General features: G+C 65.4%; 22 protein-coding genes and 1 tRNA gene. 14 read left to right on the forward strand and 9 right to left on the reverse strand.

Annotation, left to right across the window (positions count from 1 at the left end; genetic code table 11):
* Positions 1-260 precede the first annotated feature (260 nt).
* From NTCA1_RS08645 to NTCA1_RS08665, 5 genes are all read left to right on the forward strand, one after another.
* Entirely contained in the window at positions 261-965 is a 705-nt protein-coding gene (locus tag NTCA1_RS08645; RefSeq protein ID WP_236549187.1) for a fumarylacetoacetate hydrolase family protein, read from the forward strand.
* Positions 966-979: 14 nt separating this feature from the next.
* Complete coding sequence (locus tag NTCA1_RS08650) at positions 980-2,995, forward strand: TonB-dependent receptor (protein ID WP_159830038.1); 2,016 nt, start codon at positions 980-982, stop codon at positions 2,993-2,995.
* Between the two features lie 112 nt (positions 2,996-3,107).
* A complete protein-coding gene (locus tag NTCA1_RS08655; RefSeq protein ID WP_159830040.1) occupies positions 3,108-3,680 on the forward strand; it encodes a (2Fe-2S)-binding protein in 573 nt (190 codons plus the stop codon).
* Positions 3,677-4,021, forward strand: coding sequence for an arsenate reductase (glutaredoxin) (gene arsC / locus NTCA1_RS08660; protein ID WP_159830042.1), 345 nt, complete (start codon positions 3,677-3,679; stop codon positions 4,019-4,021). The genes NTCA1_RS08655 and arsC overlap by 4 nt, the downstream gene beginning before the upstream one ends.
* A 103-nt stretch (positions 4,022-4,124) precedes the next feature.
* Positions 4,125-4,757 carry a class I SAM-dependent methyltransferase gene (locus NTCA1_RS08665; RefSeq protein WP_133084325.1) on the forward strand — a complete coding sequence of 211 codons (633 nt, stop codon included), beginning with the start codon at positions 4,125-4,127 and terminating at the stop codon, positions 4,755-4,757.
* A gap of 87 nt (positions 4,758-4,844) precedes the next feature.
* Here the strand turns inward: NTCA1_RS08665 and NTCA1_RS08670 are convergent, their stop codons facing one another.
* Positions 4,845-5,657 (reverse strand): hypothetical protein, encoded by an 813-nt coding sequence (locus NTCA1_RS08670; protein ID WP_159830044.1) that lies wholly within the window; start codon positions 5,655-5,657, stop codon positions 4,845-4,847.
* Positions 5,658-5,739: 82 nt separating this feature from the next.
* Here NTCA1_RS08670 and lipB point away from each other — a divergent pair, with 82 nt between their 5' ends.
* Complete coding sequence (gene lipB, locus NTCA1_RS08675) at positions 5,740-6,423, forward strand: lipoyl(octanoyl) transferase LipB (protein WP_159830046.1); 684 nt, start codon at positions 5,740-5,742, stop codon at positions 6,421-6,423.
* Positions 6,420-6,749, forward strand: coding sequence for a hypothetical protein (locus tag NTCA1_RS08680; protein WP_159830047.1), 330 nt, complete (start codon positions 6,420-6,422; stop codon positions 6,747-6,749). The genes lipB and NTCA1_RS08680 overlap by 4 nt, the downstream gene beginning before the upstream one ends.
* A 24-nt stretch (positions 6,750-6,773) precedes the next feature.
* On the opposite strand, the gene NTCA1_RS08685 is transcribed toward NTCA1_RS08680, so the two are convergent.
* The gene (locus tag NTCA1_RS08685; protein WP_159830048.1) at positions 6,774-7,940 is read right to left on the reverse strand and encodes an N-acetyltransferase; all 1,167 of its coding nucleotides are present in this window, start codon (positions 7,938-7,940) and stop codon (positions 6,774-6,776) included.
* A gap of 147 nt (positions 7,941-8,087) precedes the next feature.
* On the opposite strand from NTCA1_RS08685, the gene NTCA1_RS08690 reads away from it, so the two are divergent.
* The gene (locus tag NTCA1_RS08690) at positions 8,088-9,194 is read left to right on the forward strand and encodes a fatty acid desaturase (protein WP_159830049.1); all 1,107 of its coding nucleotides are present in this window, start codon (positions 8,088-8,090) and stop codon (positions 9,192-9,194) included.
* Positions 9,195-9,243: 49 nt separating this feature from the next.
* Here the strand turns inward: NTCA1_RS08690 and lptG are convergent, their stop codons facing one another.
* Together lptG and lptF are read right to left on the reverse strand one after the other, a co-directional pair.
* A complete protein-coding gene (gene lptG, locus NTCA1_RS08695) occupies positions 9,244-10,341 on the reverse strand; it encodes an LPS export ABC transporter permease LptG (protein ID WP_086490198.1) in 1,098 nt (365 codons plus the stop codon).
* Between the two features lies 1 nt (position 10,342).
* Entirely contained in the window at positions 10,343-11,569 is a 1,227-nt protein-coding gene (gene lptF / locus NTCA1_RS08700; protein ID WP_086490277.1) for an LPS export ABC transporter permease LptF, read from the reverse strand.
* A gap of 341 nt (positions 11,570-11,910) precedes the next feature.
* On the opposite strand from lptF, the gene NTCA1_RS08705 reads away from it, so the two are divergent.
* The gene (locus NTCA1_RS08705; protein WP_159830050.1) at positions 11,911-12,399 is read left to right on the forward strand and encodes a hypothetical protein; all 489 of its coding nucleotides are present in this window, start codon (positions 11,911-11,913) and stop codon (positions 12,397-12,399) included.
* Between the two features lie 44 nt (positions 12,400-12,443).
* Here the strand turns inward: NTCA1_RS08705 and clpS are convergent, their stop codons facing one another.
* From clpS to NTCA1_RS08720, 3 genes are all read right to left on the reverse strand, one after another.
* Positions 12,444-12,887 carry an ATP-dependent Clp protease adapter ClpS gene (gene clpS / locus NTCA1_RS29115; protein ID WP_374705171.1) on the reverse strand — a complete coding sequence of 148 codons (444 nt, stop codon included), beginning with the start codon at positions 12,885-12,887 and terminating at the stop codon, positions 12,444-12,446.
* Positions 12,888-13,043: 156 nt separating this feature from the next.
* Positions 13,044-14,135, reverse strand: coding sequence for a phasin family protein (locus NTCA1_RS29045; protein ID WP_159830051.1), 1,092 nt, complete (start codon positions 14,133-14,135; stop codon positions 13,044-13,046).
* Between the two features lie 507 nt (positions 14,136-14,642).
* Positions 14,643-16,556, reverse strand: a complete 1,914-nt coding sequence (locus NTCA1_RS08720; RefSeq protein ID WP_159830052.1) for an alpha/beta hydrolase — start codon at positions 16,554-16,556, stop codon at positions 14,643-14,645.
* A 217-nt stretch (positions 16,557-16,773) separates the two neighbouring features.
* On the opposite strand from NTCA1_RS08720, the gene NTCA1_RS08725 reads away from it, so the two are divergent.
* Together NTCA1_RS08725 and NTCA1_RS08730 are read left to right on the forward strand one after the other, a co-directional pair.
* Complete coding sequence (locus tag NTCA1_RS08725) at positions 16,774-17,973, forward strand: LL-diaminopimelate aminotransferase (RefSeq protein WP_086490202.1); 1,200 nt, start codon at positions 16,774-16,776, stop codon at positions 17,971-17,973.
* Between the two features lie 132 nt (positions 17,974-18,105).
* On the forward strand, positions 18,106-18,864 hold the full coding sequence (locus tag NTCA1_RS08730) for a response regulator transcription factor (protein WP_159830053.1): 759 nt from the start codon (positions 18,106-18,108) through the stop codon (positions 18,862-18,864).
* Positions 18,865-18,895: 31 nt separating this feature from the next.
* On the opposite strand, the gene NTCA1_RS08735 is transcribed toward NTCA1_RS08730, so the two are convergent.
* Positions 18,896-19,432: a molybdenum cofactor guanylyltransferase gene (locus NTCA1_RS08735; RefSeq protein WP_159830054.1), complete on the reverse strand. Its 537-nt coding sequence runs from the start codon at positions 19,430-19,432 to the stop codon at positions 18,896-18,898.
* 133 nt (positions 19,433-19,565) lie between these two features.
* Here NTCA1_RS08735 and NTCA1_RS08740 point away from each other — a divergent pair, with 133 nt between their 5' ends.
* The 3 genes from NTCA1_RS08740 (at position 19,566) to NTCA1_RS08750 (ending at position 22,597) form a co-directional block, all read left to right on the forward strand.
* Positions 19,566-20,966 (forward strand): RNB domain-containing ribonuclease, encoded by a 1,401-nt coding sequence (locus NTCA1_RS08740; RefSeq protein WP_159830055.1) that lies wholly within the window; start codon positions 19,566-19,568, stop codon positions 20,964-20,966.
* Between the two features lie 72 nt (positions 20,967-21,038).
* Positions 21,039-21,112: transfer RNA gene (locus tag NTCA1_RS08745), tRNA-Cys, on the forward strand.
* Between the two features lie 351 nt (positions 21,113-21,463).
* Positions 21,464-22,597: a sensor domain-containing diguanylate cyclase gene (locus tag NTCA1_RS08750; protein ID WP_159830056.1), complete on the forward strand. Its 1,134-nt coding sequence runs from the start codon at positions 21,464-21,466 to the stop codon at positions 22,595-22,597.
* Between the two features lie 100 nt (positions 22,598-22,697).
* On the opposite strand, the gene pnp is transcribed toward NTCA1_RS08750, so the two are convergent.
* Entirely contained in the window at positions 22,698-25,013 is a 2,316-nt protein-coding gene (gene pnp, locus NTCA1_RS08755; protein ID WP_086490208.1) for a polyribonucleotide nucleotidyltransferase, read from the reverse strand.
* Positions 25,014-25,143 lie beyond the last annotated feature (130 nt).

Consider the following 25,143-nt stretch of genomic DNA (forward strand, 5'->3'; position numbering starts at 1 on the left):
AGTCTTTGTTGAGTGCGCCTTCGACATCCGTCGAAGGCTTGCGGCACCGGCCCACGCCCCCACCCGACCTCCCACTCAGCGTATCCTAGATGGGAGGTCAGGTGGGGGCGCCTGAAAGACTTAGGGGCCGGTGCCGCCAAAATCCGCCCGCGGCGGATTTTCAAACAATCTCCTTTCACCGGGGACGGCACGCCGCTTGCGCTTCCCCGCAGCCGCGCCCCGTTCTATGTCCCGCCACCAAGCAAGAAGGGAAATCGCGAGTGAGCCTGCTGTTCGAACTGCCCGAAGTGCCCGCCGTCCCCGTACTTGGCCCCGTGCTGGGCGAAGAAGCCCGCTACGGCGTGCGCCGCATCTTCTGCGTCGGGCGCAACTACGCCGCCCATGCCCGCGAACTGGGCAATGCGGTCGACCGCGAAGCGCCGATCTGGTTCACCAAGGCACCCGCCGCGCTCTGCCACTCGGGCGAGACGATCGCCTATCCTCCCGCCACGCAGGACTGCCACTACGAGATGGAACTCGTCGTCGCCCTGGGCGGCCACGGCTTCGAAATCGCACCGGAGCAGGCGATGGACCTGGTCTACGGCTATGCCTGCGGCCTCGACATGACCCGCCGCGACCTCCAGAACGCCGCCAAGGCCAAGGGCTATCCCTGGGACATGGGCAAGGACTTCGAGAACGGCGCCGTGATCGGGCCGATCACCCGCGCCGAAGTATTCGGGCAACCGAATGAACAGCGCATCACCCTCGCGAAGAACGGCGAGACGAAGCAGGATGCACCGCTCTCCGAGATGATCTGGAGCCTGCCCGAACTGATCGCGGACCTTTCCCGCATGTATCACCTCGCGCCCGGCGACCTCATCTATACCGGCACGCCTGCGGGCGTCGGCCCGGTGGCGCCCGGCGACCGGCTGGAAGGCCGCGTCGAAGGGCTGGAACCCGTCGTGCTCACCATCGATCCGGCCTGACGTACCGACCTGACATGACAGCATCCACCTTCCGTTTCGCATGGCTGGCGGGCTGTGCCGCGCTTTCGGCTTCCCCCGCACTGGCAGAGGAAGCCGCCGAGCCGGCCGGCGCGATCATCGTTACCGGCCACGGCCTGGAATCCGGCCCCGCCACTCCGGCCTACGATGTCCAGACCATCGAGCGGGACGCGGTGATCGCCAGCGCTTCCGGGCGGATCGAGGATGTGCTGGGCTCCGTCGCCGGTTTCTCGCAGTTCCGCCGCTCGGACAGCCGCTCCGCCAATCCTTCCTCGCAAGGCGCGACCCTGCGCGCGCTCGGCGGCAATGCATCGAGCCGCACGCTGGTGCTGCTAGACGGGGTGCCGGTGGCGAACCCGTTCTTCGGCTATATCCCCTATAGCGCCATCGCGCCCGAGCGGCTCTCCTCCATCCGGGTGACGCGCGGCGGCGGTTCGGGCGCGTTCGGATCGGGCGCGGTGGCGGGCACCATCGAGATGACCAGCGCCGGGCCGGACCAGATCGGCGCCCTGCAAGGCAGCGCCCTCGTCAACGACCGGGGCGAAACGCAGGCCTCGGCCACGGTCGCCCCGAAGCTGGGCGCGGGCTTCCTCGTCGCCAGCGTGCAATGGGACCGGGGCGAAGGCTTCTGGACGACACCCCGGGACCAGCGCGTTCCCGCGTCTGCCCGCGCCGCCTATGACAGCTGGTCCGCCTCGCTGCGCGCCGTCGCGCCGCTGAACGAGACCGTGGAACTCCAGGCCTCCGCTCTTGCATATAACGATCAGCGCACCTTGCGCTTCAAGGGCGCGGATTCGACCTCGGAGGGCCAGCAGGCCTCGCTGCGGCTGGTCGGCCGGGGCCAGTGGCAGTTCGACGTGCTCGGCTATGTGCAGGCGCAGGACTTCTCGAACGTGGTCATCAGTTCGAGCACCTACAGGAAGACGCTCGACCAGCACCGCACCCCGACCACCGCGATCGGCGGCAAGGCCGAACTGCGCCCGCCGATTGGCGAGGATCATGTCCTGCGGATCGGCACCGACTTGCGCCTGAGCGAGGGACGCCTGCTCGAACTGCCCTACAACGCGGGCGGCGCCTTTACCGCCGTGCGCCGTGCAGGCGGCAACCAGTCCGACCTCGGCTTCTATGTCGAGGACGACTGGACCCTGGGCAATCTCGTGCTCACCGCCGGTGGCCGCGCGGACCGCTGGACGATCCGTAACGGCTTCTACCGCTCGGTCAGTCCGACAGGCGCGGTGACGCAGGACGATGCCTATGCGAACCGCTCGGGCTGGATGGGCAACGGGCGCGCCGGGCTGGTCTGGCACGCGGGCAAGGCGGTAAGCCTGCGCGCCGCCGCCTATACCGGCATGCGCCTGCCCACGCTCAACGAACTCTACCGCCCCTTCGTGGTCTTCCCGGTCACCACCGAGGCCAACCCGAACCTCAAGCCGGAGCGTCTGCGCGGCTACGAGGCCGGGATCGACCTCCACCCGCTGGAGGCGCTGACCCTCTCCCTCACCGCTTTCGACAATAAGGTGAAGGACGCCGTCGCCAATGTGACGCTGAACGGCACGACGCGCGAGCGCCAGAACGTGAAGGCCATCCGCGCGCGCGGGCTGGAGGCGGCCGCCGCGCTCGATCTCGGCAAAGTCCGCTTCGACGGCTCGCTCGCCTGGACCGACGCCAAGGTTCGCGCCGACGATCCCGATCTCGACGATTCGCGCCCCTCGCAGACGCCGAAGTTCGCGGCCAGCGGCACGCTCGCCTGGCTCCCGGCGGAAGGCTGGCGTTTTGCGGCGACACTGCGCCACGTCGGCGCCCAGTACGAGGATGATCTCCAGACTTACGTGCTCCCCGCCGCGACGACGCTCGACGGCTATGTGCAGGTTCCGGTGTCGGATGCCTTCTCGCTGGTGCTGCGCGCGGAGAACCTGACCGACGAGAATATCGTCACCCGCAACCAGGACGGCTCGATCGATCTCGGCACGCCGCGCACCTTCTGGGCAGGTATCCGGGTGGCCCTGCGCTGATGCCCGGCATTCCAGAGAACAACGTCTCAGAGAACGGCGGGCCGTGCATCAGCACCGCCCCGTCGCAGGGCGCATACTGGCGCGGCGGCGCCTGCGCGCATATGGAGGCCGGATGCCGCGCCTGACCGTCAACGATCATCCGGTCGAAATCGCCATGGATCCGCAGATTCCCCTGCTCTGGGCGCTGCGTGACGGGGCGAATCTCACCGGAACCAAGTATGGTTGCGGCGTGGGAGACTGCGGCGCCTGCACCGTGCTCGTAGACGGCGCCGCGCTGCGTGCCTGCCTCGTCACCCTGGGCGAATGCGAAGGCCGCTTCGTCACCACGATCGAGGGGCTTTCGGCCGACCGCTCGCATCCGATGCAGCAGGCCATGGTCGCCGAACAGGCGATCCAGTGCGGCTTCTGCACGCCCGGCATCGTCATCGGCGGCGCCGCGCTGCTCGCCCGCAATGCCGATCCCAGCGAGGCGGAGATTCGCGATGCAATCCCCAACCTCTGCCGCTGCGGGGTCTATCCGCGCCTGATCGCCGCCGTGCAGCGCGCCGGGAAAGTCATGCGCCGCGAGGAAACAATCAGCGCCGCCCCGGCCCCCGGCATCGCCCCGCGCGACGCCGCCCGCAAGGTGCCCGCGCTTGCTCCCCTGAAAACGACATCATCCGAACGACAGGAGAAACGCCCGTGAAGGCGACCATCTGGCACAACCCGAAATGCGGCACTTCGCGCAAGACGCTGGCGATCCTTGAGGAAACGCCCGGCCTGGATGTCGAAGTGATCGAATATCTCAAGACCCCGCCATCGGCCGAAAAGCTGGCCCAGCTCTACCGCGATGCCGGCATCACCCCGCAGCAGGGCCTGCGCCTTCGCGGCACCGACGCCGCCGAGCGCGGCTTGCCGGAAGCGGACGACGCTGCGGTTCTGGCCGCCATGGCCGCGGAGCCTGCGCTGATCGAACGCCCCCTCGTGGAAACCGAAAAGGGCGCCAGGCTTTGTCGTCCTCAGGAAAAGGTCCACGAGATTCTGTAATCTCCACGTAACATAGGGTCGACGCTTGCTTGCATTGTCGGCCCCGATCTGTCACCGAATCGCCCTTCGCCGGACGACAACAAAAGCGAGAGCTTCCTCCAGCATGACCAGTACCGAGCTTGCCCGAGAGGCGCTGCCCCAGCGGATCAAGCGGAAGATCAAACACAGCCTTGGACCCTGGGGCGTGTTCATCGAAGGCTTCCTGCGCAATCCCGTGATGGTCGGTTCGATCGTTCCGTCCTCGCGCTTCACGATCAACCGCATGCTTGGCCCCGTAGACTGGGCCAACTGCAAGCTCTTCGTGGAATACGGCCCCGGAGTCGGCACGTTCTGCCGCCCGGTGCTCGACCGCCTGGGCCGCGACGGCCAGCTGATCGTGATCGACACGAACCCGCTGTTCATCGACTACCTGCGCCGCACGATCACCGACAGCCGCTTCATCGCGGTGCTCGGCTCGGCTGCCGATGTAGAGGACATCGTGCGCGCGCACGGCCATGAAAAGGCGGACTACGTGCTGTCCGGCCTGCCCTTCTCGACCCTGCCCGACGGCGTCGGCCCGGCCATCGCCTCGGCCACCTACCGCGTCATCCGCAAGGGCGGCGCCTTCCTGGTCTACCAGTTCACGCCCAAGGCGCGCGAATTCATGGCCCGCCACTTCAAGCGGATCGACAACGGCATGGAAGCCATCAACGTCCCGCCCTGCTTCCTGTTCTGGGGTTGGAAGGACGAAGATTGAGGTTTTGGCCCGCAAGGACGTTTCCCTGCGGCACCCGACAAAACAAAAAGGCCGGTGCGATGAGCACCGGCCTTTTTGTTATTCCCCTCACTCGAAGGTCTGTGCGGCGCGTTCGTCGCCCGGCCCGGCGAGCTGGCGGTGGACCTGCGCGATCACAGCCACGAAATAGAGCGCCATGATTGTCGCCATGATCGATTCGACCACGGCCGCCACTACCTTCACCACTTCGGCAGGCGCCAGCAGCGTGACCGGCAGGGTCAGGATATTGCCGAAGATCATCAGCACCACCATGGCCAGCCCCAGCAGGGCGTAGAACCCCAGCAGGCGCGCGGTGTTGCCCTTGGTCAGCGTCCACGACCGGCCGAGCGCCAGGATCGGGTTGAGCGTCTTCTCCACCGCGACCACGGGCGCCGTCACCGAAAAGCGCACGAAGACCGCCACCGCGAAGACCAGCGCAACGGCAATGCCGATCGCCGCCCCCATATTGCCGCCTACCGCACCGAGCACGCCCGCCACGACCAGAACCGCCGCGCCCAGCCCCATGCCAAGCAGGATCTGCGCGACGAGATAGGGCAGCAGGCCCTTCACGCCCGCGCGGATTGCCTCGCCCACGGTCGGGCGGCGGTCGCTGTCAAGCAGGCAGAGCAGCGAAAGCGTGCCGAGCGCCTGGAACAGCGCGATGGGAATCATCACCGGCAGGATCGAGCTGTAGTAGGCCTTGACCGCCGCCATGACCTGCTGCTCGTTCATGCCCGTGCCCATTTCCGGCTGCGGAAAGAAGATCGCGAAGACGAGCTGCGGCAACAGGAAGAACACGCCCGCCAATGACAGGACAACCTCCCGATTCGCGGAAACCGCTTGGGATGCCTGGGTCCAGGCCCTGTTGCTGTCGAACTTCATAACTGCTCCTGATGCCGCCATATCGGCTCCGGCGTTTCAAAGACACTTGATAACCGCAGGGAATGACGCCACGCAACGCGGCATGACTCTTCCTTCCACGCTTCCCGGTGATATCGAACTGCGCATCAGCGCCGAGCCCGTACCCTACCGCGCCGCGCTGGAGGAAATGACCGAGCGCAATGCGCAGATCGCCGCTGGAGAAGCGCGCGAGCTGATCTGGCTGCTCGAACACCCGCCCGTCTATACCGCCGGCACCAGCGCCGACCTTGCCGAACTGCTCGACCCGCGCTTCGAAGTGGTCGAGGCGGGACGCGGCGGGCGCTATACCTATCACGGCCCCGGCCAGCGCGTCGCCTATGTCCTGCTGGACCTGCGCAAGCGCGCCCGCGACGCGCGCGGCTTCGTCCATGGCCTCGAAGGCTGGGTGATCGACACGCTCACCGACTTCGGCGTCGAGAGCTTCCGCAGCGAGGGCCGCATCGGCATCTGGACGAAGGATATCGACGGGGGCGAGGCCAAGATCGGCGCGATCGGCGTGCGCATCCGCAAATGGGTGACGATGCACGGTTTCGCGGTCAATATCCGCCCGGACCTGTCGCATTTCACCGGCATCGTGCCTTGCGGGATCGAGGAATTCGGCGTGACCAGCCTCTCGCGCCTCGGACAGGACGTGGACTTCGCCACCTGGGACGAAGCGCTGATCGCCCGCGCCCCCGCCTTCCTTGCCGCGCTCGATCGCCCCTGCCCCCCGGAGAAGCCTGCATGACCCCGCCCCGGACCGCCTCCCCGAAGCTGGCCCTACTGGCGGCTTGCGCCTGCCTCGCGCTCGGCGCCTGCAAGAAAGAGGAAAGCCCCTCCCAGCAGGCTGCGGCAGGGGCGAAGATCCTGCCGCGCTCGGTCGGGGACGACATGCTGCCTTACGACACGGTGCGCTCGCAGTCGCCGCTGGCCGCGCCCGAGGCCGCCATGCGCAGTTCTGGCGCCCCGCGCGCTGCCGCCAGCGAAGCGGCAGCCCCCGAAGACAGCGCCGCTGATGCGGCTGCGGCCGCAGCCGCCGATGTGGAAGCCGCGGCCGCAAGGCCTGTTCAGTAAGTAACCGAAACGATCAGGCGCTCATTACAGCGCCTTTTCGTAGACGGCGTATTCGCGGTTCACCTTGCTGTCGATGGCGCCCGCGATGGCGACCATGCCCTGGTTGTCGTCCAGGACCCAGCCGATCTCGGCGCGCTTCGCCCCGAACTTGGCGGTGGCGGAGCGGCGGATGTACTCGATCATCATGAAGGCCAGCTGGCTGGCCAAACGCGAGGACTGGAGCTTCTTGCGCACGCCCATCAGCGGCACGCGCATATCTGCCGGGTTGGGTTTGCGCAGCCAAAGCAGCAGCCTGATCAGGCCGAAGATGCCCGGCTTGCCCTTGGGTCCGTTGAAGCGCTTCTGCGCCTGGTTGAGGTCCGGCCAGGTCATCATGAAGGCCACCGGCTCGCCTTCGTATTCGGCGATTCGGATCAGGCTGGGATGGACCAGCGGCTTCAGCGCCTTGCCGGTATATTCGATTTCCTTCTCGGTGAAGGGCACGAAGCCCCAGTTGTCCGACCAGGCATCGTTGAGGATATCACAGATCAATGCCGCTTCCTCGTCGAAGCGCTTGGGATCCACTTCGCGGATGCGGATCTTGGCGTTCTTCTCGCCCGAGGCGACGATGCGCTGCACAAGCGGTGGGAACTGCTTCGACACGTCTAGATCGTAAGTGTAGAGCGTCTTCACCCGCTCGTAACCGGCACCCTCGATCCAGGGACGATAAGCCGAATCGTGATGCGCCATCATGACCATGGGCGCGTGATCGTGCCCAAGCACCTGCAGGCCCGGCTCTTCCCAGACCGACAGGTTCATCGGCGCCAGAACGCGGGTCATGCCCTCTTCGCGCAGCCACTGTTCGGCAGCGGCGATCAGCGCGCGGGCCGCTTCCTCGTCCTCGGCCTCGATCGCGCCCCAGTTGCCGGTCCCGGGACCCATGCCCTGCTCCGGCGGCTGTTTCAGCGCCAGTTCATCGATATGCGCCGATATGCGCCCGACGACTTCATCGCCCCGCTTTGCCAGGAAAAGCTGGCCGTGGGCATGGTCCCAGAACGGATTCTTGCCGGGCGTGAACTTGGAAATCTCTTCCGAGCGCAGATTGGGCACCCAGTTTTGATCTGTCGCATTGTGCCGATAAGCGTAATCGACAAAGGCAAGCCTGTCAGCCTTGCTGGAAACGGGTGTGATGACTAGTTCGGCTTTGGCCACGATCCTGCCTTTGTTCCGCCTTATGGGAATTGCTTGGATCGCGACCTGCGGTCGGTCCCGGCACCTTGTCAAGCGGGACCGCAGGCAAGGCCGCCCGCAAAACACGCATCGGGCCGTTTATGCCCGGAGACTTTGGACTAGAATAGTATGATTGCCCAGGAAGCCATCGATCGGTCGCCGCAGACGGCGCGTGAAACGCCGCTTTCGCGCGAAGCCGCCCGCCCGCGTTCGTCGGAAATCCCCGACGACAAGGCGATGCTGCGCGCCGCCGTCGAACTGACGCGCGACATTTCAGAGGCCCGGCCCGGAATCTACTGGCCCGACATGCTGGTCTCGGCGGTGATCGGCTACGGCGCGCTTGCCGCCGCGATCCTGGTGGAGAACAGCTGGGCCATGGTCGCCTTCGGCCTGCTTTCGGCGCTGGCGCTCTACCGCGCGCTGCTGTTCATCCACGAACTGACCCATATCCACCGCGATGCCCTGCCCGGTTTCCGCTTCGCGTGGAACCTGCTGGTCGGCATCCCGATGCTGATCCCCTCGCTGATGTACGAGGGCGTCCATACGATCCACCACACGCGCACCCGTTACGGCACGGTCGAGGATCCCGAATACCTGCCGCTCGCGCTGATGAAGCCCTGGAGCCTGCCGGTCTTCGCGCTCACCGCGATCCTGCTGCCGGTGGCCCTGCTGATCCGTTCGGCCGTGCTGGTGCCGCTGGGCGCGGTGATCCCGCCGCTGCGCAAGCTGGTCTGGGGCCGCGCCTCGGCCCTTGCCATCAACCCGCAGTTCACCCGCCGCCCGCCCGAGGGCAAGTTCGCGCGCATGGTGTTCTGGCAGGAAGTGGGCTGCTCGGTCTGGGCCATCGCCGTCCTCGCCGCCAGCTATGCCTATGGCTGGCGCCCGCTGCTGATCGCGCTCTGCGTCGTCTCGCTGACCGCGTTCCTCAACCAGGTCCGCACGCTCGTGGCCCATCTCTGGGAAAACGACGGAGACGCCATGACGGTGACCGCGCAGTACCTCGATTCGGTGAACGTGCCCCCGCCGGCCAAGTTCTCGGAACTCTGGGCCCCGGTCGGCCTGCGCTATCACGCACTGCACCACCTGCTGCCCTCGATGCCCTATCACTCGCTGGCGGAGGCGCACCGCCGCCTGGCCGCAGAGTTCGGATCGGGATCGACTTATGCGAAGGCGAACTATCCGGGCCTCATGCCGCTGCTCGGCCGCCTTGCCCGGAGCACCATGGGTTCACATTGAGCCCATACCTCCGAAACGAAAAAGCCCCGCCATTTCGCGGGGCTTTTTTTTATTCCTCGGTGCGGATCAGCACCGTCTCGCCGATCAGGGCGAACAGCACGAAAGGCGCCCAGGCCGCGATCAGGGGCGGATATCCGCCGAAGTTCCCCATCGCCAATGCCGCATTGTCGAGCACGAAATAGGCAAAGCCAAGCGCCATGCCGATGATGGCACGGATCAGGAGCTGGCCGGAACGCGCCAGACCGAAGGCGGCAACCGCCCCCAGCAGCGGCATGAGCACCGAGGAGAACGGGCCGGACAGCTTGTGCCACCAGGCCGCCTCAAGCTCGCTGGTGCGACGCCCCGCCACTTTCATGGCCTCGATCGAGGAGGACAGCTGGACCAGGTCTTCCGAATCGGCATCGACCTTGGAGATCATGATCTTTTCGGGCGTGATGCCGGGAGCGAGCACGGTCGCGCCGAGCGTGGTGGTGGTCGTGGTCGCCACGTCGAACCGGGTCGGGCTCTCGAACCGCCAGCCGGGATTGGCGAAAGCCGCGCGATCGGTGCGATACTGCTCGGTGATCATGCCGTCGGCGTTGCGGCGATAGAAGGTCACGCCGTGCAGAACCATGCGCGCGCCCTGCCCTTCGAGGCTGGAGGCCATCAGCAGGTCGCGTCCGTCGGCCAGGTAGAGGTTCGCCTTGACGCCGGGATCCTTCGGGATCGGCCCGTATTTCACCGCCTGCCAGGCATTCAGCGTCGCGGTGGAGCGGGTGACGACCCTCTCGTTGAAGCCCAGGCTGACCAGCGAAATGATCAGCGCGGTCAGGATCAGCGGCGCCAGCACCTGATGCGCGGAAAGCCCGGAGGCCTTCATCGAGATGACCTCGCTGTTCTGGTTCAGCGTCGCCAGGGTGATGATCGTCGCTAGTAGCACCGAATAGGGCAGGAACCGCGCGATCAGCTGCGGCACGCGCAAGGTCACGTAGTAGAGCAGCTGTTCCTGGCCATTGCCGGGAAAGGCCAGGATGTCGCCGCTCTCACCCAGCAGGTCCAGCATCTGGAGCACCAGCACCAGCATGAACAGCACGGCCAGGATGCGCGTGAAGAACAGGCGCGCAAGATACAGGGTCAGCGTGCGCGAGGGGAAGAATTCCATCTGCATCTCAGGAAGCGTCCGCTGGTTCTGGCATGATCGGGCCGCGCTTGCTGCGCTTCAGCAGCGACTTGAGCCGCTTGACGATGATCTCGGCGCCCTTCTCGAGCCAGCCGATCGCCTGGCCGCCCGGAACGTAGGCGACTCGCCAGTACATCCACAGGATCAGCGCGGCGAAGACGAAGAACGGGCCCCAGAGACCGAGGATCGGGTTCATCTTGCCCAGCGAGGCCACATCCGCCGCGTACTGGTTCACCTTGTGATAGGCCACGACCATGACGATGGAGACGAACAGGCCCAGCGCGGATGTGGAGCGCTTGGGCGGGATCGCCAGCGCCACCGCCAGCAGGGGCAGCAACAGCATCATGATCACTTCGACCATGCGATAATTGAAGTTCGCCTGGCTGGATATCCGCTCTTCCTTGGGCAGATCCTTGTTCCAGCCCAGCTTGGCGAGTTCCGGCAACAGGTATTCACGCTCCGAACCACCACGCTTGCGGAATTTCTCGATCTGCGGAAGATCGATCGGCAGGTCATGCCGCGTGAAGGACAGGACGCGCGGTTCCTTGCCCGGCATGTCCTGGATGATCTGCCCTTGGTCCAGCCGCAGGATGATCGTGTCCGGCGCGCCCTTCAGCGCCAGGAACTGGCCTTCGCGGGCGGAGATGGACAGGACCTGCCCTTTCTCGTTGGCGACGCGCGCAAAGATGCCGATCAGGCGGCGGCCGTTGTCGCGGCTTTCATCCACGCGCAGCGCGATCCGGTCCTTGAGCGCATTGAACTCGCCCACCTTGATCGAGGCGCCGAGCGCGCCCGATTTCAGCTCGTAGTTCAGTTCCTCGTAGTAGTAGCGGGCCAGCGGCTGGAGATAGCCGACGATCGCGAAATTCAGCGCCGCCAGCAGCAGCGCCAGAATGTAGGGCACCCGCAAAAGCCGCGTATAGCTGAGGCCCACCGCCCGCATGACGTCCAGTTCGCTGGACGTCGCCAGCTTGCGGAAGGCCAGCAGGATGCCCAGCATCAGCCCGAGCGGGATCGCGAGGCTGGCATATTCGGGCAGCAGGTTGGCCAGCATCTTGAAGACGACGCCGATCGGACCGCCTTCGGTGGCGACGAAATCGAACAGGCGCAGCATCTTGTCGAGCACGAGCAGCGACGCCGCGAGCACGAAGATGCCGAGCATCGGCATCAGCACGAGGCGAAAGATGTAGCGATCTATGGCGCTGAGGAATTTCACGCTGAAAGTTTCACCGGGGGCGTCGTCATAAAACCGTGCACCCCAAGCCCTTAACGGCTTGGCGCCAAGGGGCAAAGCGAATTGTCTCGCCGGGTTCCGCCTTCCCCACAAGTCATCCCCGGCAAAACGACCAGCCGGAGCGGGGCAGCGGTGAGACGTGAGGCGGGCACAAAGACCGATCGATGCCGGAAATCCCGGATTTAACCCAAGGTTTCACGCCATGTCGCTGTTACATGGGCGCTCCGGCGATTGCATTTCCCCTGCGGAGCGCGTCATGGCGCGGGCAAGTCGCAAAGGCGCCGGGCAACGATCCGGCGCCGCCCCCCCGAAAGATCGTCCCCGTGCAACAACCCGAAGCGCAGGCGCTGATCGCTGCCTGCCTCAATCTCGTCGATTTCGCGGATCCCCTCGTCGAAAGGGAACTTCTTGCTTTCGCCCGCCGTGCCCGCACCGCCTCGCGCGGCGAAGCGGCCACGGTCGTCCGCGAGGCCGTGATCATCCTGGGCCGCTGGGGCCGCGTGGCCGCTCCCGCTTGCTGGGCCGAACGCGAAGAGCGTGCCGCACGGCTGCTGGGCGATGGAATTTGCGGAAGGGCGGCAGTGACCTTGTTGCCGCAGGGCATGTCCTATGAAGTGGAAACCTTGAGCCCGCTGCACGACTGGGCAGGCATCTCGGTATCGGAGCTGGAGATCACCGCAGAAGCGACCGCGCATTCCGTGGCCGCAGCCGTGATCGCGGCGCTGTTCCAGGCGATCGCGAAGGCATTCCGCCAGGCAGCCGAAAACGGAGCGAGGCGGGAATCGGAAAAAAGCGAAATCGCGGCGAGCTGATCGGTGCCCGGCCCTTCAGAACGCGACGCCTTTTTCGAGGTTACTCAGGCCTTCTCGAGAGTACACTGCAGCGGATGCTGGTTCTGCCGGGCGAAATCCATCACCTGGTTCACCTTGGTTTCGGCAATTTCATAAGGAAATATGCCGCAGACCCCGACGCCCTTCTGGTGGACGTGCAGCATCACGCGCGTGGCCTGTTCCATGTCCATATGGAAGAACCGCTTGAGCACCATGACCACGAACTCCATCGGAGTGTAGTCGTCATTGAGCATCAGGACCTTGAACTGGCTGGGCTTTTTCGGCTTCGCGCGGGTCTTGGTGGCGATGCCGAGCTGATCGTCCCCATCCGAATCGCCGCCGTCTGAATCTCCACTGCCCGAATCCGCATCATCGGCGGCAACTACAGGAGTGGTACGGCCCGCTGCGGCGCGCGGCGACACGCTGTGCGCAGGCACGGGCAGTCTGGAATCGGCAACAAGGGATCGCATGATGACAGAATATCGTATTGCGCCGCCCGGAAACAAGATGCCCTGTCCGGTTCGGCGTCCATTTAGGTCATGAAGGCCGTTCTATCACGGCAGAACGGTCGGATGGGATACCCCACCCGACCGTCCGTAATGCAGGCGAAAGTCGTCCGGTGCGGCTCAGGCCGCGACCTGGCGCGCCTTCTCCACGGCAACGCTGACGCGGCCCGAGATCGGCGCCATCGTGTCGCTGAAGAGCTTGAGAGCGGCCTCGCTGTTCTTCGAACCGTAAGCGACGGCGCTGTCGAAGTTCTTGCGCATGATGTCGCCCTGGAGCTTGAAGAAGTCGGTCGGCGACTTGGCGGCCGCGAGTTCCTTGATGTCGCCCGTGAGGGTTTCGAACGCGGTGCGGCTTTCGGCCACGATTTCCGAACCGAAGCCCTGGAGGCCTTCGGCGAAGATCTTGCCCGATTCGATAACGGCCTCGACGTTGCCCTTGGCGAAGTCACCGGCTTCGCCGAACGCGACCGAGCTCTTTTCGAAAGCGGCCTTGGCCTTGGCCTGGGCTTCGGTCACGGCATCCTGGAATCCGGCGAAGTTAGCGCTAATGTCCATTGTTTTTTCCTCGAGGATGAAGGGATTAAACAGTCCTGCAAACGTATTCGTCTTGGGTTCGGCGGTCTTCGCCGCCTTGCTTGCTACCGGAGGCACCGCCGCCGGAGCGGGCTTGGCCTTGGCAATCGTTGTAACCGGCTTCGCCTGAGCCGTTGTAACCGGCTTCGCCTGAGCAGGCTTTATGACCGGCTTCGCCGCTGCGACCTTGGTCTTCGCCGCAGCAACTTTGGCCGGAGCCTTGGTTACGGCGGGCTTGGCCGCCTGCGCTGCCACGACCGGCGGCTTCACCGCGACCGGCTTGGCAGGTTTCGCAGCCTTGACCTTCGCAGGTTTGGCGACTTTCGCCGGAGCCGGCTTGGGCGCTACCGCCTTTTCGGTGACCGCCTTGGTCGAAACCGATTGCGGTAATCCGGGAAGAGTCTGGCCCGGAGGAGTTTGAGACGGAGCGGGCTTGGCGACCGCAGGCGAGACATCGGCCGACTTCGCCACAGGCGCGGCTGCCTCCGGCTTGGCTTCGACTTTCGCCGCTTCAACCTTGGCATCGGCGACGGGTTTGGCCGACGTTACTGGAGTCTTTGTTACCGGGGTCTTTGCTGCTGCGGCTTCATAGGCCTTTGCAGCGAGCGCTTCGTCTTTCGTCTCTTCCTGACCGGCCATGTGACACTTCCTGCTTTCTGCTGGCATTCGGGTCTCGGGCGGATCGCGGGCGGGAAGCGTGCAAGAGCGATCAACATGCGCTCAGGCCAACCTCTCCCGACTGCGATTCGAAAAATGCGATTCGAAAAAGTCTTTGCTGCGATGCACAATATGGCCTTGCAGATGCGAAGTCAATCGGTTCATGTTGCAGTGCAGCATAGGCTGAGCAGCGCCATCCCTGCCGCAAAATCGGCAGCGCACGCTGTGATCAGGCATCCCCTCCGGGACAGTCGTTCTCTCTTCCGCGAACGTCTTAGCGTCTGCGAAAGTTCCAGAAAATACGGAGAAATATCTGGATCGGCGCTTTTCTTGCGGATCCGATGCGCGATCCCTGAAGCCGCCGACGACGTCGGCGCCTCAGCAGATCGCGCAAGGATACTGCCGGATCGCACCTGAAATTGCCGCCGATCCGAAAGCAGTTTTCGGCGCAAGCCCCGCCCGTTTCGGCGCGCCGCCTTTGGACCGGTCCTACCGCATCGTCACGTAGCGGCCGGGTGCATCCTCGATGACCTTGTCGCCGCGTCCGCCCGGTCGACGCTTGCCGCGCGCGGGCACTTCATCGCCGCCGAGATCGCGAAGCCACTGCGCCCAGTGCGGCCACCAGCTGCCCGGATGCTCCTTCGCCCCCTCGACGAATTCCTGCAAGGTGTCCGGCCGCCCCTCGTTCACCCAGTACTGATACTTGTTCGAGCTGGGCGGATTGACCACGCCTGCGATGTGCCCCGATCCGGCCAGCAGGAAAGTCCAGGGCCCGGCGAGATAGTGCGTGAGCTTCCAGACGCTTTCCGGCGGCGCGATATGGTCTTCGCGTCCGGCCTGGATGAAGATCGGCGTCGCAATGCGGTGAAGGTCGATCGGCACGCCGCAGGCCTGCATCGAATCCGCCACGACCAGCCGGTTGTCGCGGTAGAGATCGCGCAGGTAGTCCCGGTGCCAGCGCGCCGGAAGGTTGGTGACGTCGCCGTTCCAGTGCAGCAGGTCGAAGGCCGAATAGTCCTCGCCCTTGAGGTAGTTCTTCTCGACGTAGCTCCAGATCAGGTCGTTGCCGCGCAGGATGTTGAAGGTCGCGGCCAGGTATCGCCCGTCGAGGTAGCCTTCGGGCGAGAGCTTGCCGAGGGTCTCGATCTGCTGGTCGTCCACGAAGTTCTTGAGGTCGCCCGCATCCTCGAAATCGACTTGCGCGGTGAAGAAGGTGGCGCTCGCCACTTTCTCCGCCTCGCCCTTGCGCGCCAGCACCGCAAGCGTCGCCGCCAGCGTCGTTCCGGCCACGCAGTAGCCGATCGTGTGAACGGAAGGCACGCCCAGCCTTTCGCGCACCACGTCGATCGCCTCGGCCTGCGCGGCAATGTAGTCGTCCCACACCAGATCCGCCATCGAGGCATCGGCGGACTTCCACGAGACCATGAACACGGTGATCCCCTGCTCCACCGCCCAGCGCACGAAGCTCTTCTTGGCGTTGAGGTCGAGGATGTAGAACCGGTTGATCCAGGGCGGGAAGATCAGCAGCGGCGTCTTCAGCACCTTGTCGGTGGTGGGGGTGTACTGGATCAGCTGGTAGAGCGGCGTTTCGAACACCACCTTGCCCGGCGTCACCGCAATATTCTCTCCCAGCACGAAAGCGCCGGGACGGGTATGGGTGAGCTGGCCCTTGCGCATGTCGTCGAGCATGTTCTCGAAGCCGCGCACCAAGCTTTCGCCCTTGCTGCGATTGGCCGCTTCCAGCGCGACGGGATTGGTCAGCGGGAAGTTCGCCGGGCTCAGCGCATCGACCATAGCGCGGGTGGCGAACAAGAGCTGCGCCTTCCTGGCCGGTTCAAGACCCTCGGCCGCCTCGGCCATGCCCAACAGCTCGGCCGAGAGCAGCAGGTAGACCTGGTGGAGCACGGCGAAGAAAGGCTGGCGGCGCCATTCGGGATCGGCGAAACGCCGGTCGCGCAGCGGCAGTTGGGGCTCTCCATCCTGCACTTTCGCGCCTGCATTAGGACCGAGCCCATATTGCCCCAGCACGGCGTTGATGAGCGCCGACACCCCGTTCCACAGCCGCTGCTGCACTTCCGGGCTGGCCAGCGGCAATTGCCGCAGGACGCCTTCGCCGGTGGCGATCCACTTGATCGGATCGGCATAGTGCGGCGGGCTGTCCTTGGCTTTGCCGAGTTGCTCGACCTGGTACTCGGTCCATATCGTGTGCATGCGGCTGGCGATCTGCGCCCACTGCACGGCGCTTTCCGCCTCCGGCGAACCTTCGGCCGGAACGAGCTGGCCGAACAGGCCGGTGATCTGCCCCATGGCGTCCTCCATGGACTTGCCCATGGCGTTCCCCATGACCTTCTGGGCCTGACTGCGAAACAATTCGGCCATGCTATCGGTGGCATCGGTCGCCATATGCGCTGCAACTCCGGTGCATCTCGGGGGACCCGGACGAATCCCCTCGCCTGCTGTTCCTATCGACTGCCCGCGCGAACGCCAACCGGACAAAAGTTGCGCAATCCACCGTTTGCGACTCTCACAATTGCGCATCGGCCATTTGCGCTCGGGCTTTATTCCCCTACAGGAACCCGCGCGGCAACTTCGCCGTGTGTTTTATGGATTCTCAGAGGTCATGGAAGACGAGTTCTACCGCATCAAGCGTTTGCCGCCCTACGTTATCGCCGAAGTCAACGCGATGCGTCATGCGGCACGCCAGGCGGGCAAGGACATCATCGACCTCGGCATGGGCAACCCGGATCTGCCGCCGCCCGCCCACGTGATCGACAAGCTGTGCGAAGTGGCCCGCAAGGACGACGCCCACGGCTATTCGGCGTCCTCCGGCATTCCCGGCATCCGCAAGGCCCAGGCAAACTATTACGGCCGCCGCTTCAACGTCGATCTCGATCCCGAGACCGAAGTGGTGATGACCATGGGTTCGAAGGAAGGCCTCGGCAGCCTCGCCACCGCGATCACCGCGCCGGGCGATGTCGTGCTGGCCCCCAACCCCAGCTATCCGATCCACACTTTCGGCTTCATCATCGCCGGGGCGACGATCCGCTCGGTGCCGACCACGCCCGACGAGCGCTACTGGCAGTCGCTCGACCGCGCGATGGCCTTCACGGTGCCGCGTCCCTCGATCCTGATCGTCAACTACCCCTCGAACCCCACGGCAGAGACGGTGGACCTAGCTTTCTACGAGCGCCTCGTCGCCTGGGCGAAGGAGAACAAGGTCTGGATCCTGTCGGACCTCGCCTATTCCGAACTCTATTTCGACGGCAACCCGACCCGCTCGATCCTGGAAGTGCCGGGCGCGAAGGACGTGGCGGTGGAATTCACCTCGATGTCCAAGACGTTCTCGATGGCCGGCTGGCGCGTCGGCTTCGCGGTGGGCAACCCGAAGCTGATCGCCGCGCTCAAGCGCGTGAAGTCCTACCTCGACTACGGCGCCTTCACGCCGATCCAGGCGGCGGCCTGCGCCGCGCTGAACGGCCCGCAGGACATCGTCGAGAAGAATCGCAATCTCTACCAGAAGCGCCGTGACGTCATGGTCGAGGCTTTCGGCCGCGCCGGTTGGGACATTCCCAGCCCCAAGGCCTCGATGTTCGCCTGGGCGCCGCTGCCGCCGGCGCTGAAGGAAATGGGCAGCCTCGAATTCTCGAAGCAGCTCCTGACCGAGGCCGAAGTCGCGGTGGCGCCCGGCGTGGGCTACGGCGAGGACGGCGAAGGATTCGTCCGCATCGCCATGGTGGAGAACGAACAGCGCCTCCGCCAGGCAGCACGGAACATCAAACGCTTCCTCGCAGCCAGGGGTGTAAACACCCCGGCAGAGTGAATTCAGGCTTGCAGGCGGGCGATGACAGGGTTTTCATAGCCCGCCTGTAAGAATTTAGGTGTTGTCCCCTAGGGGCATTATCCCGGTATATAGGCCCTGTTTTCACCACTGACGGAACAGATTGGGGGGGGAATGACCTATCTGGGAAAGAGTGAGTGCCACGCACCAAGGTTTCGATGGCTGGCACCCGACAAGATATCCGAACGACTTGACCTGCAGCGCTGCGGCTGGATCCTCGATCCCGAGGGCGTGCCTGCCACCAATTGCGTCGGCCTGATCGACGCCGCGAATCTTGACAGCGTCGGCTGGATGCAGGTGCTCTCCTGGCTCATGCCGGAAGCGCGCCGCTGCGTTCTCGTCGCAGGCGTCAGCGAAGCGCACGATCGCACCTCGCTCCTGCAGATCGGCTTCGGCGACGTCGTGACCGAACGGATCGAGATCGAGGAACTGGGCGCCCGCGCCAACCGCCTTGCGCAGTTCAACGAATGGCTGCCGCGCACTCGCCGGGTCGGGCGGCTCACGCTGGACCTCTTGGCGCGCGAGGCTTTCGGGGACGGCAAACCGCTCAATCTCAACCCGCGCGAATTCGCGCTGGTCTGGCGCCTGGCCGATTCGATCGACCAGTTCGTCAGCAAGCAGGCGCTGATCTACGACGTCTGGCGCATGGGTTTCGTGCCCGAGACGAACAGCGTGGCGGTCCACATGTCGCGCCTGCGCCGCAAGCTGGCCTTCGTGGGGCTGGCCGGTATTATCGAGACCTCGCCCAGCGGCGGTTATCGCCTGCGCATGCCCGACGAGACGGTCGCCCCGGAGCGCAGCGCCCCGACGCCAGCCCCAGCCCCGGCACGTTCACCCGCCAAAGCCACGGGGCCTGCCACCCTCGCGCATTGACAGGCGTTCGGGGTCACCCGCCCTGCCCGCGTCAATCGCGCGCCGGGCGGGCGGCCTGAAGCGCCGCAAGGTCGCCGGGCGTGTTGACGTTGGCGATAGTCTCCGGGATCTCCACCAGGCGCGCGCCGATCCGCTCGGCGAAACCGCGCATCGAATGGCGCTCGTCGCTGCGCAGCAGGTCTTCCAGCGCTTCCCATGCCGATGCGGGCCAGATGCCGATCACCGGCTGCTGGGCAAGACAGGCGGGTGCCGGTCCCAGCAGCGCGGGCAGATCGGGCGGCAGAGAAACCGCATCGACCCCGCAGCTCAGTACGAATTCGTAGTCTTCGTCGCGCGCGGCATGAAGCGCCGCTGCCAGCCCGCCCAGCGGCCCCATGCCCGGCCTCGGCCAGTCCGGCAGGGTGGGCGCAGGTGCGGTTTCCCGTCCGACCACGACGACTTTCTCGCTCCAGCCGGACAGCATGTCCACGGCAAGCGCGATCAGCGTATGGCCGCCGAATTCGGCCAGCGCCTTGTCGCTGCCGAAGCGGCTGGACAGTCCTCCGGCAAGAACGGCTCCGAGAATCATGCCTGCGTCCTTTCCGATCGCCGTGACGGGAATAAAGACCGTAATCTAGGCCCGTCTGGAAAATGCCCAAGCGGACTTTTCGTTGCCAAGCCCGCCCTTGCATTCCCATGCAACCTGGCCTCCAATCGCGTCGATGAAGACGCTCGTCGCACCCGATCGCCTGCTGGACCAGGGCCTTGCCCGCCTCCGCACCCGCTTCTCGATCCCTGACGGTTTTCCGGCCGACGTGTCCAACGCGGCAGAGCGTGCGGCCGGAAAGCGCCCGGATCGCCATGCCGACCACACCGCCCTGCCCTTCATGACGCTAGACCCGGCCAGTTCCACCGACCTCGACCAGGCTTTCGCGATCGAGACGAGCGGCGCCGACAAGTTGCTCCACTATGCCATTGCCGATGTCGCCTGGTTCGTGGAGGACGGCGATCCGCTGGACCAGGAAGCATGGCGGCGTGGAACCACCACCTATCTGCCGGACGGCAAGGCCAGCCTCTACCCGTCCGCCCTCTCCGAAGGCGCCGCCAGCCTCCTCCCGGATGTGGACCGGCCCGCCATCGTCCTGACCGTCAGGATCGATCCGGGCGGTGAATCGCGGCTCGACGGCGTCGAACGCGCCCTCATCCGAAGCCGCGCCAAGCTCGCCTACGAAACCGTGCGCGACGACGATCTCCCCGACGGGTTTCTGGAGATATTCCGCCGGATCGAACGGGCCGAGGACAGGCGCGGCGCCCAGCGGGTCGATCCCCCGGAGCAGGTGGTGGAAAAAGACGATACCGGCGGCTTTTTACTCGGGTTTCGGCCGCAATTGCCTTCGGAGCGCCGCAATGCGGCGCTGTCGCTGGCGGCCAATCTTGCCGTCGCGCAGGCCATGCTGGAAGCGGGAACCGGCCTGTTCCGCGTCATGGCCCTCCCCGACGCCAAGGCTGAAGAGCGCCTGCGCGCCAGTGCGCTGGCGCTGAAGCTGTCATGGCCGCCCGCCATGCCGCTCGCCCAGTTCCAGCGCCGGCTCGATCCGCGCAAGGCAGCCGACGCCGCCTTCATGCTCGCCATCCGCCGCTCCGGTTCGGGCGCGGGATATCGCCCTTATGACCCGGGCGCTTCCGAAACCGCCGACTTGCCCTGGCATGCGGCCGTGGCCGCCCCATACGCCCATGCCACCGCCCCGCTGAGGCGCCTTGCCGACCGCTATGTGCTGCGAAGCGTGCTGGCCCTTGCCCAGGGCGAACCCGTGCCGGAACCGGTCCTGGATGCCTTTCCAGAGCTTCCCCGCGTCATGGCCCGCGCCGCCTCGCGCGACGGGCAGGTCGACAGGTCGGTGATCGACCTGGCCGAAGCGACCATCCTGCACGGCCGGGAAGGCGCCACGTTCCGCGCCGTCGTCACCGATATCAGGGAAAGCAAGGCGCAAGTGCAGCTCAAGGACCTGCCCGTCATCGCCACCGTTTCGGCGCCCCAGGCCTTTCCCGGCTGCCCGGTAACACTCCGCCTGCTGCGCGCGGATCCGCTGGAAGGCGCCCTGTCGTTCGAACTTGTCGATTAAATTCGCCGGAACCGAAAATGGGCGTTGCACTACCCGCCATCCATTGTTAGGGGCGCGGTTCTCCACACGGATGGCCCGATGGCGGAGTGGTGACGCAGAGGACTGCAAATCCTTGCACGCCGGTTCGATTCCGGCTCGGGCCTCCATCTTCCTTCAGATCCGTTCCTGCTACGCCGCGTTGACCGCGGCGCCTGCCGTGCTGCGCAGGGTTTGCAGAAGGCCGTTCGGTTTCCCGAGCCATTTCGCGAAGTTAATCGACAATAACTCCATCTTAATGATCTTCGTTACGCTTCTTTAGCGCTCGGTCGATAATCTGCATTCTTCGACGAAGCAGGGTGCGGATGCAGAAGTTCGATAGTATACTTTCTCCGAAGAGAGCAATGACGGGTGCGCGGCGCCGGTTTCTTCATCTCGTGCAGCTTTTCTGCGCGGGATGTGCGGTATCCAGTGTTTTCGCGGAGGGCCTTCCCGCGCGTATTCTTGCTGGACTGGCGGCGATGAGCGCCTTGGTCACGCTCGGCGTGGGCATCCGTTACGGTCGCCGGGCGCTGGCGGAACTCGACGGCCATATGGCCCTCGTGGCCGAGGCCGGCGCGGCGCGCGCGCAAGTCGAGGAGCTTTTCGCGATGACCGACATGCTTCAGGCCGCCGACGACCACGAGGATGCCGGAGCCGTGCTGATGGCCAGCGCCGCACGCCTGCTGCCGGACCTCGACGGCGCGCTCTACGTGTTCAACAATTCGCGCGACCGGCTGGATCTGGCGCGGTCCTGGAGCGCGCGGGACGGCTTCGCTCCGCCGCCCGCCCTGTTCCCGGAAAGCTGCTGGGCGCTCAAGCGCGGCAAGCCGCACGTCAACGACAGGCGCGGCGGATCGCTGTGCTGCCAGCACACGATTGGAGAGGCCTCGACCATCGAAGTGCCGATGATGGCGCGGGGCCAGGTGTTCGGCCTGCTCGTGCTGGCCTGCGAAAGTGCCGATGCCCATGACCGTCTTCAGGACGTCACCCGGATCGCCCGCGCGCTGGCCGATTCGATGTCTCTGGCACTCTCCAACATCGCGCTGCGCGAGAAGCTGCGCACCCAGTCGCTGCGCGATCCGCTGACCGGGCTCTACAACCGGCGCTACATGGAAGATGCGCTGGAGCGCTATATCAACCTGGCGCAGCGCACCGGCACGCCGATCTCCGTGCTGATGATCGACCTCGACAATTTCAAGCGGCTGAACGACGACCACGGCCATGCCAAGGGCGATGCCGTGCTGCGCGACGTGGCCGGGCAGCTCGTGGGAACCCTGCGCCCCTCCGACGTGATCGCGCGCTACGGCGGCGAGGAACTGCTGGTGATCATGCCCAAGTGCAGCCTCGGCGATGCCGCCGCAAAGGCCGAACTGCTGCGCCAGCGTATCGAGGCGCTTTCGGCGGCGCACGGCGCTCAGGTAAGCGCGTCCTTCGGCATCGCCACGGTCCCCGAAACCGCCACCGGCGCCGGAGACGTGGTGACGATGGCCGACAGCGCGCTCTATGCGGCCAAGCAGAGCGGCAAGAACCGCGTCGTCACCGCACCGCGCCGTGCTGCACGCGGCGAAAATGCCAGGGAGAGCGGCACGCCCCTGCTGACGGCTGCGGGCTGACCCTGCGCAGGCCAGCAGGCAGCACCATTGCCGTGACCATAAAAAAGGGGCCGCATCGCTGCGGCCCCTTCTCATTTCAGCTCGTGCGAGCGCTGAAGGATCAGTCTTCCTTCAGGAACGCCGGCATGTGGTCGGGATCACCGCCACCGTTGTCGCCGCCGCGCGGGCCACGGGGACCGCGATCTCCACGGGGACCACGATCGTTGCCGCCACGGCCGCCATCACGACGCGGACCACGACGGTCGCCGCCGCGATCTTCGCGGGGACCACGATCGCCGCGCGGTTCGCGCGGTTCGCGGGCCGGACGGGTGTCTTCCAGCTCAGCGCCGGTTTCCTGGTCGACGACGCGCATCGACAGGCGAACCTTGCCGCGCGGGTCGATCTCGAGGACCTTGACCTTAACTTCCTGGCCTTCCTTGACGACATCGGTCGGCTTTTCGACGCGCTCGTTCTTCATTTCGGAGACGTGGACGAGGCCGTCCTTGCCACCCATGAAGTTCACGAAGGCACCGAAGTCGACGATGTTGACGACCTTGCCGGTGTAGATCTTGCCGACTTCCGCTTCCTCGACGATGCCGAGGATCCACTTCTTGGCAGCTTCGATCTGGTTCACGTCCGAGGACGAGATCTTGATCACGCCTTCGTCGTCGATGTCGACCTTGGCGCCGGTTTCGGCCACGATCTCGCGGATCACCTTGCCGCCGGTGCCGATGACGTCGCGGATCTTCGACTTGTCGATCTGGATCGTCTCGATACGCGGTGCGTGAGCCGAAAGTTCGGTACGGGCCGAACCCAGGGCCTTGTTCATCTCACCCAGGATGTGCGCGCGGCCGGCCTTCGCCTGCTCCAGCGCCTTGCCCATGATTTCCTTGGTGATGCCGGCGATCTTGATGTCCATCTGCATCGTGGTGATGCCGAGTTCGGTGCCAGCCACCTTGAAGTCCATGTCGCCGAGGTGATCCTCGTCGCCCAGGATGTCCGAGAGGACCGCGAACTCGTCGCCTTCCAGGATCAGGCCCATGGCGATGCCCGAAACCGGACGGGCCAGCGGCACGCCGGCGTCCATCATCGAAAGGCAGCCGCCACAGATCGTCGCCATCGAGGACGAGCCGTTGGACTCGGTGATGTCCGACAGGATGCGGATGGTGTAGGGGAAGTCTTCTTTGGCGGGCAGCACCGGGTGCAGCGCGCGCCATGCCAGCTTGCCGTGGCCGATCTCGCGGCGGCCCGGGGCGCCGAAGCGGCCCACTTCGCCGACCGAGTAGGGCGGGAAGTTGTAGTGCAGCATGAACGACGAGTACGACAGGCCTTCCAGGCCGTCGATCATCTGCTCGGCGTCCTTGGTGCCCAGCGTGGTGGTGCAGATCGCCTGCGTTTCACCGCGGGTGAACAGCGCCGAACCGTGGGTGCGCGGCAGGAAGCCGACCATCGATTCGATCGGGCGAACCTGATCGAGCTTGCGGCCGTCGATGCGCTTGCCGTCCTTGAGGATGGCGCCGCGAACGATTTCCGCTTCCAGCTTCTTCATGGTCTTGATGGCGACCATCTGCAGCTGCGGGGTCTCGCCGGCGAAAGCTTCCTTGGCCTTGGCGCGGGCAGCGTTCAGCGCGTTCGAGCGGGCCGACTTGTCGGTCAGCTTGTAGGCAGCGGTAACGTCCTTGCCGACGGCCTTCTTGAGCTTCGCCTTGATGTCGGCCGTGTTGTCCGACAGGTCGATTTCCCAGGGATCCTTGGCAGCCTGCTCAGCGAGGTCGATCACGAGGTTCACGACCTTGCGGCATTCGTCATGCGCGAACATGACGGCGCCCAGCATCTCTTCCTCGGTCAGCTCCTTGGCTTCCGATTCCACCATCATCACGGCATCGCCGGTGGCGGCGACGACGAGGTCGAGGCGGCCGTCGGTCAGTGCTGCGGTCTGCTTCGGGTTCAGCGTGTATTCGCCGTCGACGAAGCCGACGCGGCAGGCGCCGATCGGGCCCATGAAGGGCACGCCCGAGATGGTAAGCGCGGCCGAAGCGGCGATCATCGCGACGATGTCGGCCTCGGTTTCGCCGTCAAAGCTCAGGACCTGGGCGATGACGTTGATTTCGTTGTAGAAACCTTCGGGGAAAAGCGGACGGACCGGACGGTCGATCAGGCGGCTGGTCAGCGTTTCCTTTTCGGTGGCGCCGCGTTCGCGCTTGAAGAAGCCACCCGGAATGCGGCCGGCGGCCGAAAACTTTTCCTGGTAGTGGACGGTCAGCGGGAAGAAGTCCTGGCCTTCCTTCACCGACTTGGCGGCGGTAACCGCGCAGAGCACGACCGTTTCGCCATAGGTGGCAAGGACGGCGCCGTCGGCCTGACGGGCCACGCGGCCGGTTTCGAGAGTAAGGGTCTTGCCGCCCCACTCCATGCTTACGGTTTTGACGTCGAACATTTTCGATTTCCTTGACCCGCGAGGCCCTATTGCCATGCGGGGCTTACTGCCGGGGATACCGTCCCGGTCCGGTGCGGGGCTTTTTCGTCGCCCCTGGGCTTCCCGCCGGATTGCGGAAGATGCCCGGTTA

This window comes from Novosphingobium sp. TCA1, from assembly GCF_009811895.1.
GTDB lineage: Bacteria > Pseudomonadota > Alphaproteobacteria > Sphingomonadales > Sphingomonadaceae > Novosphingobium > Novosphingobium panipatense_A.

What these genes read in the sequence shown, in the direction of transcription:
- NTCA1_RS08720 (WP_159830052.1), bottom strand. Translation starts at nt 16,556, where the DNA reads ATGGCGACCGATGCCACCGATAGCATGGCCGAATTGTTTCGCAGTCAG.
- NTCA1_RS08680 (WP_159830047.1), top strand. Translation starts at nt 6,420, where the DNA reads ATGACCCCGCCCCGGACCGCCTCCCCGAAGCTGGCCCTACTGGCGGCT.
- clpS (WP_374705171.1), bottom strand. Translation starts at nt 12,887, where the DNA reads ATGCGATCCCTTGTTGCCGATTCCAGACTGCCCGTGCCTGCGCACAGC.
- NTCA1_RS08735 (WP_159830054.1), bottom strand. Translation starts at nt 19,432, where the DNA reads ATGATTCTCGGAGCCGTTCTTGCCGGAGGACTGTCCAGCCGCTTCGGC.
- NTCA1_RS08650 (WP_159830038.1), top strand. Translation starts at nt 980, where the DNA reads ATGACAGCATCCACCTTCCGTTTCGCATGGCTGGCGGGCTGTGCCGCG.
- NTCA1_RS08670 (WP_159830044.1), bottom strand. Translation starts at nt 5,657, where the DNA reads ATGAAGTTCGACAGCAACAGGGCCTGGACCCAGGCATCCCAAGCGGTT.
- NTCA1_RS29045 (WP_159830051.1), bottom strand. Translation starts at nt 14,135, where the DNA reads ATGGCCGGTCAGGAAGAGACGAAAGACGAAGCGCTCGCTGCAAAGGCC.
- NTCA1_RS08740 (WP_159830055.1), top strand. Translation starts at nt 19,566, where the DNA reads ATGAAGACGCTCGTCGCACCCGATCGCCTGCTGGACCAGGGCCTTGCC.
- lptG (WP_086490198.1), bottom strand. Translation starts at nt 10,341, where the DNA reads ATGCAGATGGAATTCTTCCCCTCGCGCACGCTGACCCTGTATCTTGCG.
- NTCA1_RS08690 (WP_159830049.1), top strand. Translation starts at nt 8,088, where the DNA reads ATGATTGCCCAGGAAGCCATCGATCGGTCGCCGCAGACGGCGCGTGAA.
- NTCA1_RS08730 (WP_159830053.1), top strand. Translation starts at nt 18,106, where the DNA reads ATGACCTATCTGGGAAAGAGTGAGTGCCACGCACCAAGGTTTCGATGG.
- lipB (WP_159830046.1), top strand. Translation starts at nt 5,740, where the DNA reads ATGACTCTTCCTTCCACGCTTCCCGGTGATATCGAACTGCGCATCAGC.
- NTCA1_RS08655 (WP_159830040.1), top strand. Translation starts at nt 3,108, where the DNA reads ATGCCGCGCCTGACCGTCAACGATCATCCGGTCGAAATCGCCATGGAT.
- NTCA1_RS08725 (WP_086490202.1), top strand. Translation starts at nt 16,774, where the DNA reads ATGGAAGACGAGTTCTACCGCATCAAGCGTTTGCCGCCCTACGTTATC.
- NTCA1_RS08750 (WP_159830056.1), top strand. Translation starts at nt 21,464, where the DNA reads ATGAGCGCCTTGGTCACGCTCGGCGTGGGCATCCGTTACGGTCGCCGG.
- NTCA1_RS08665 (WP_133084325.1), top strand. Translation starts at nt 4,125, where the DNA reads ATGACCAGTACCGAGCTTGCCCGAGAGGCGCTGCCCCAGCGGATCAAG.
- pnp (WP_086490208.1), bottom strand. Translation starts at nt 25,013, where the DNA reads ATGTTCGACGTCAAAACCGTAAGCATGGAGTGGGGCGGCAAGACCCTT.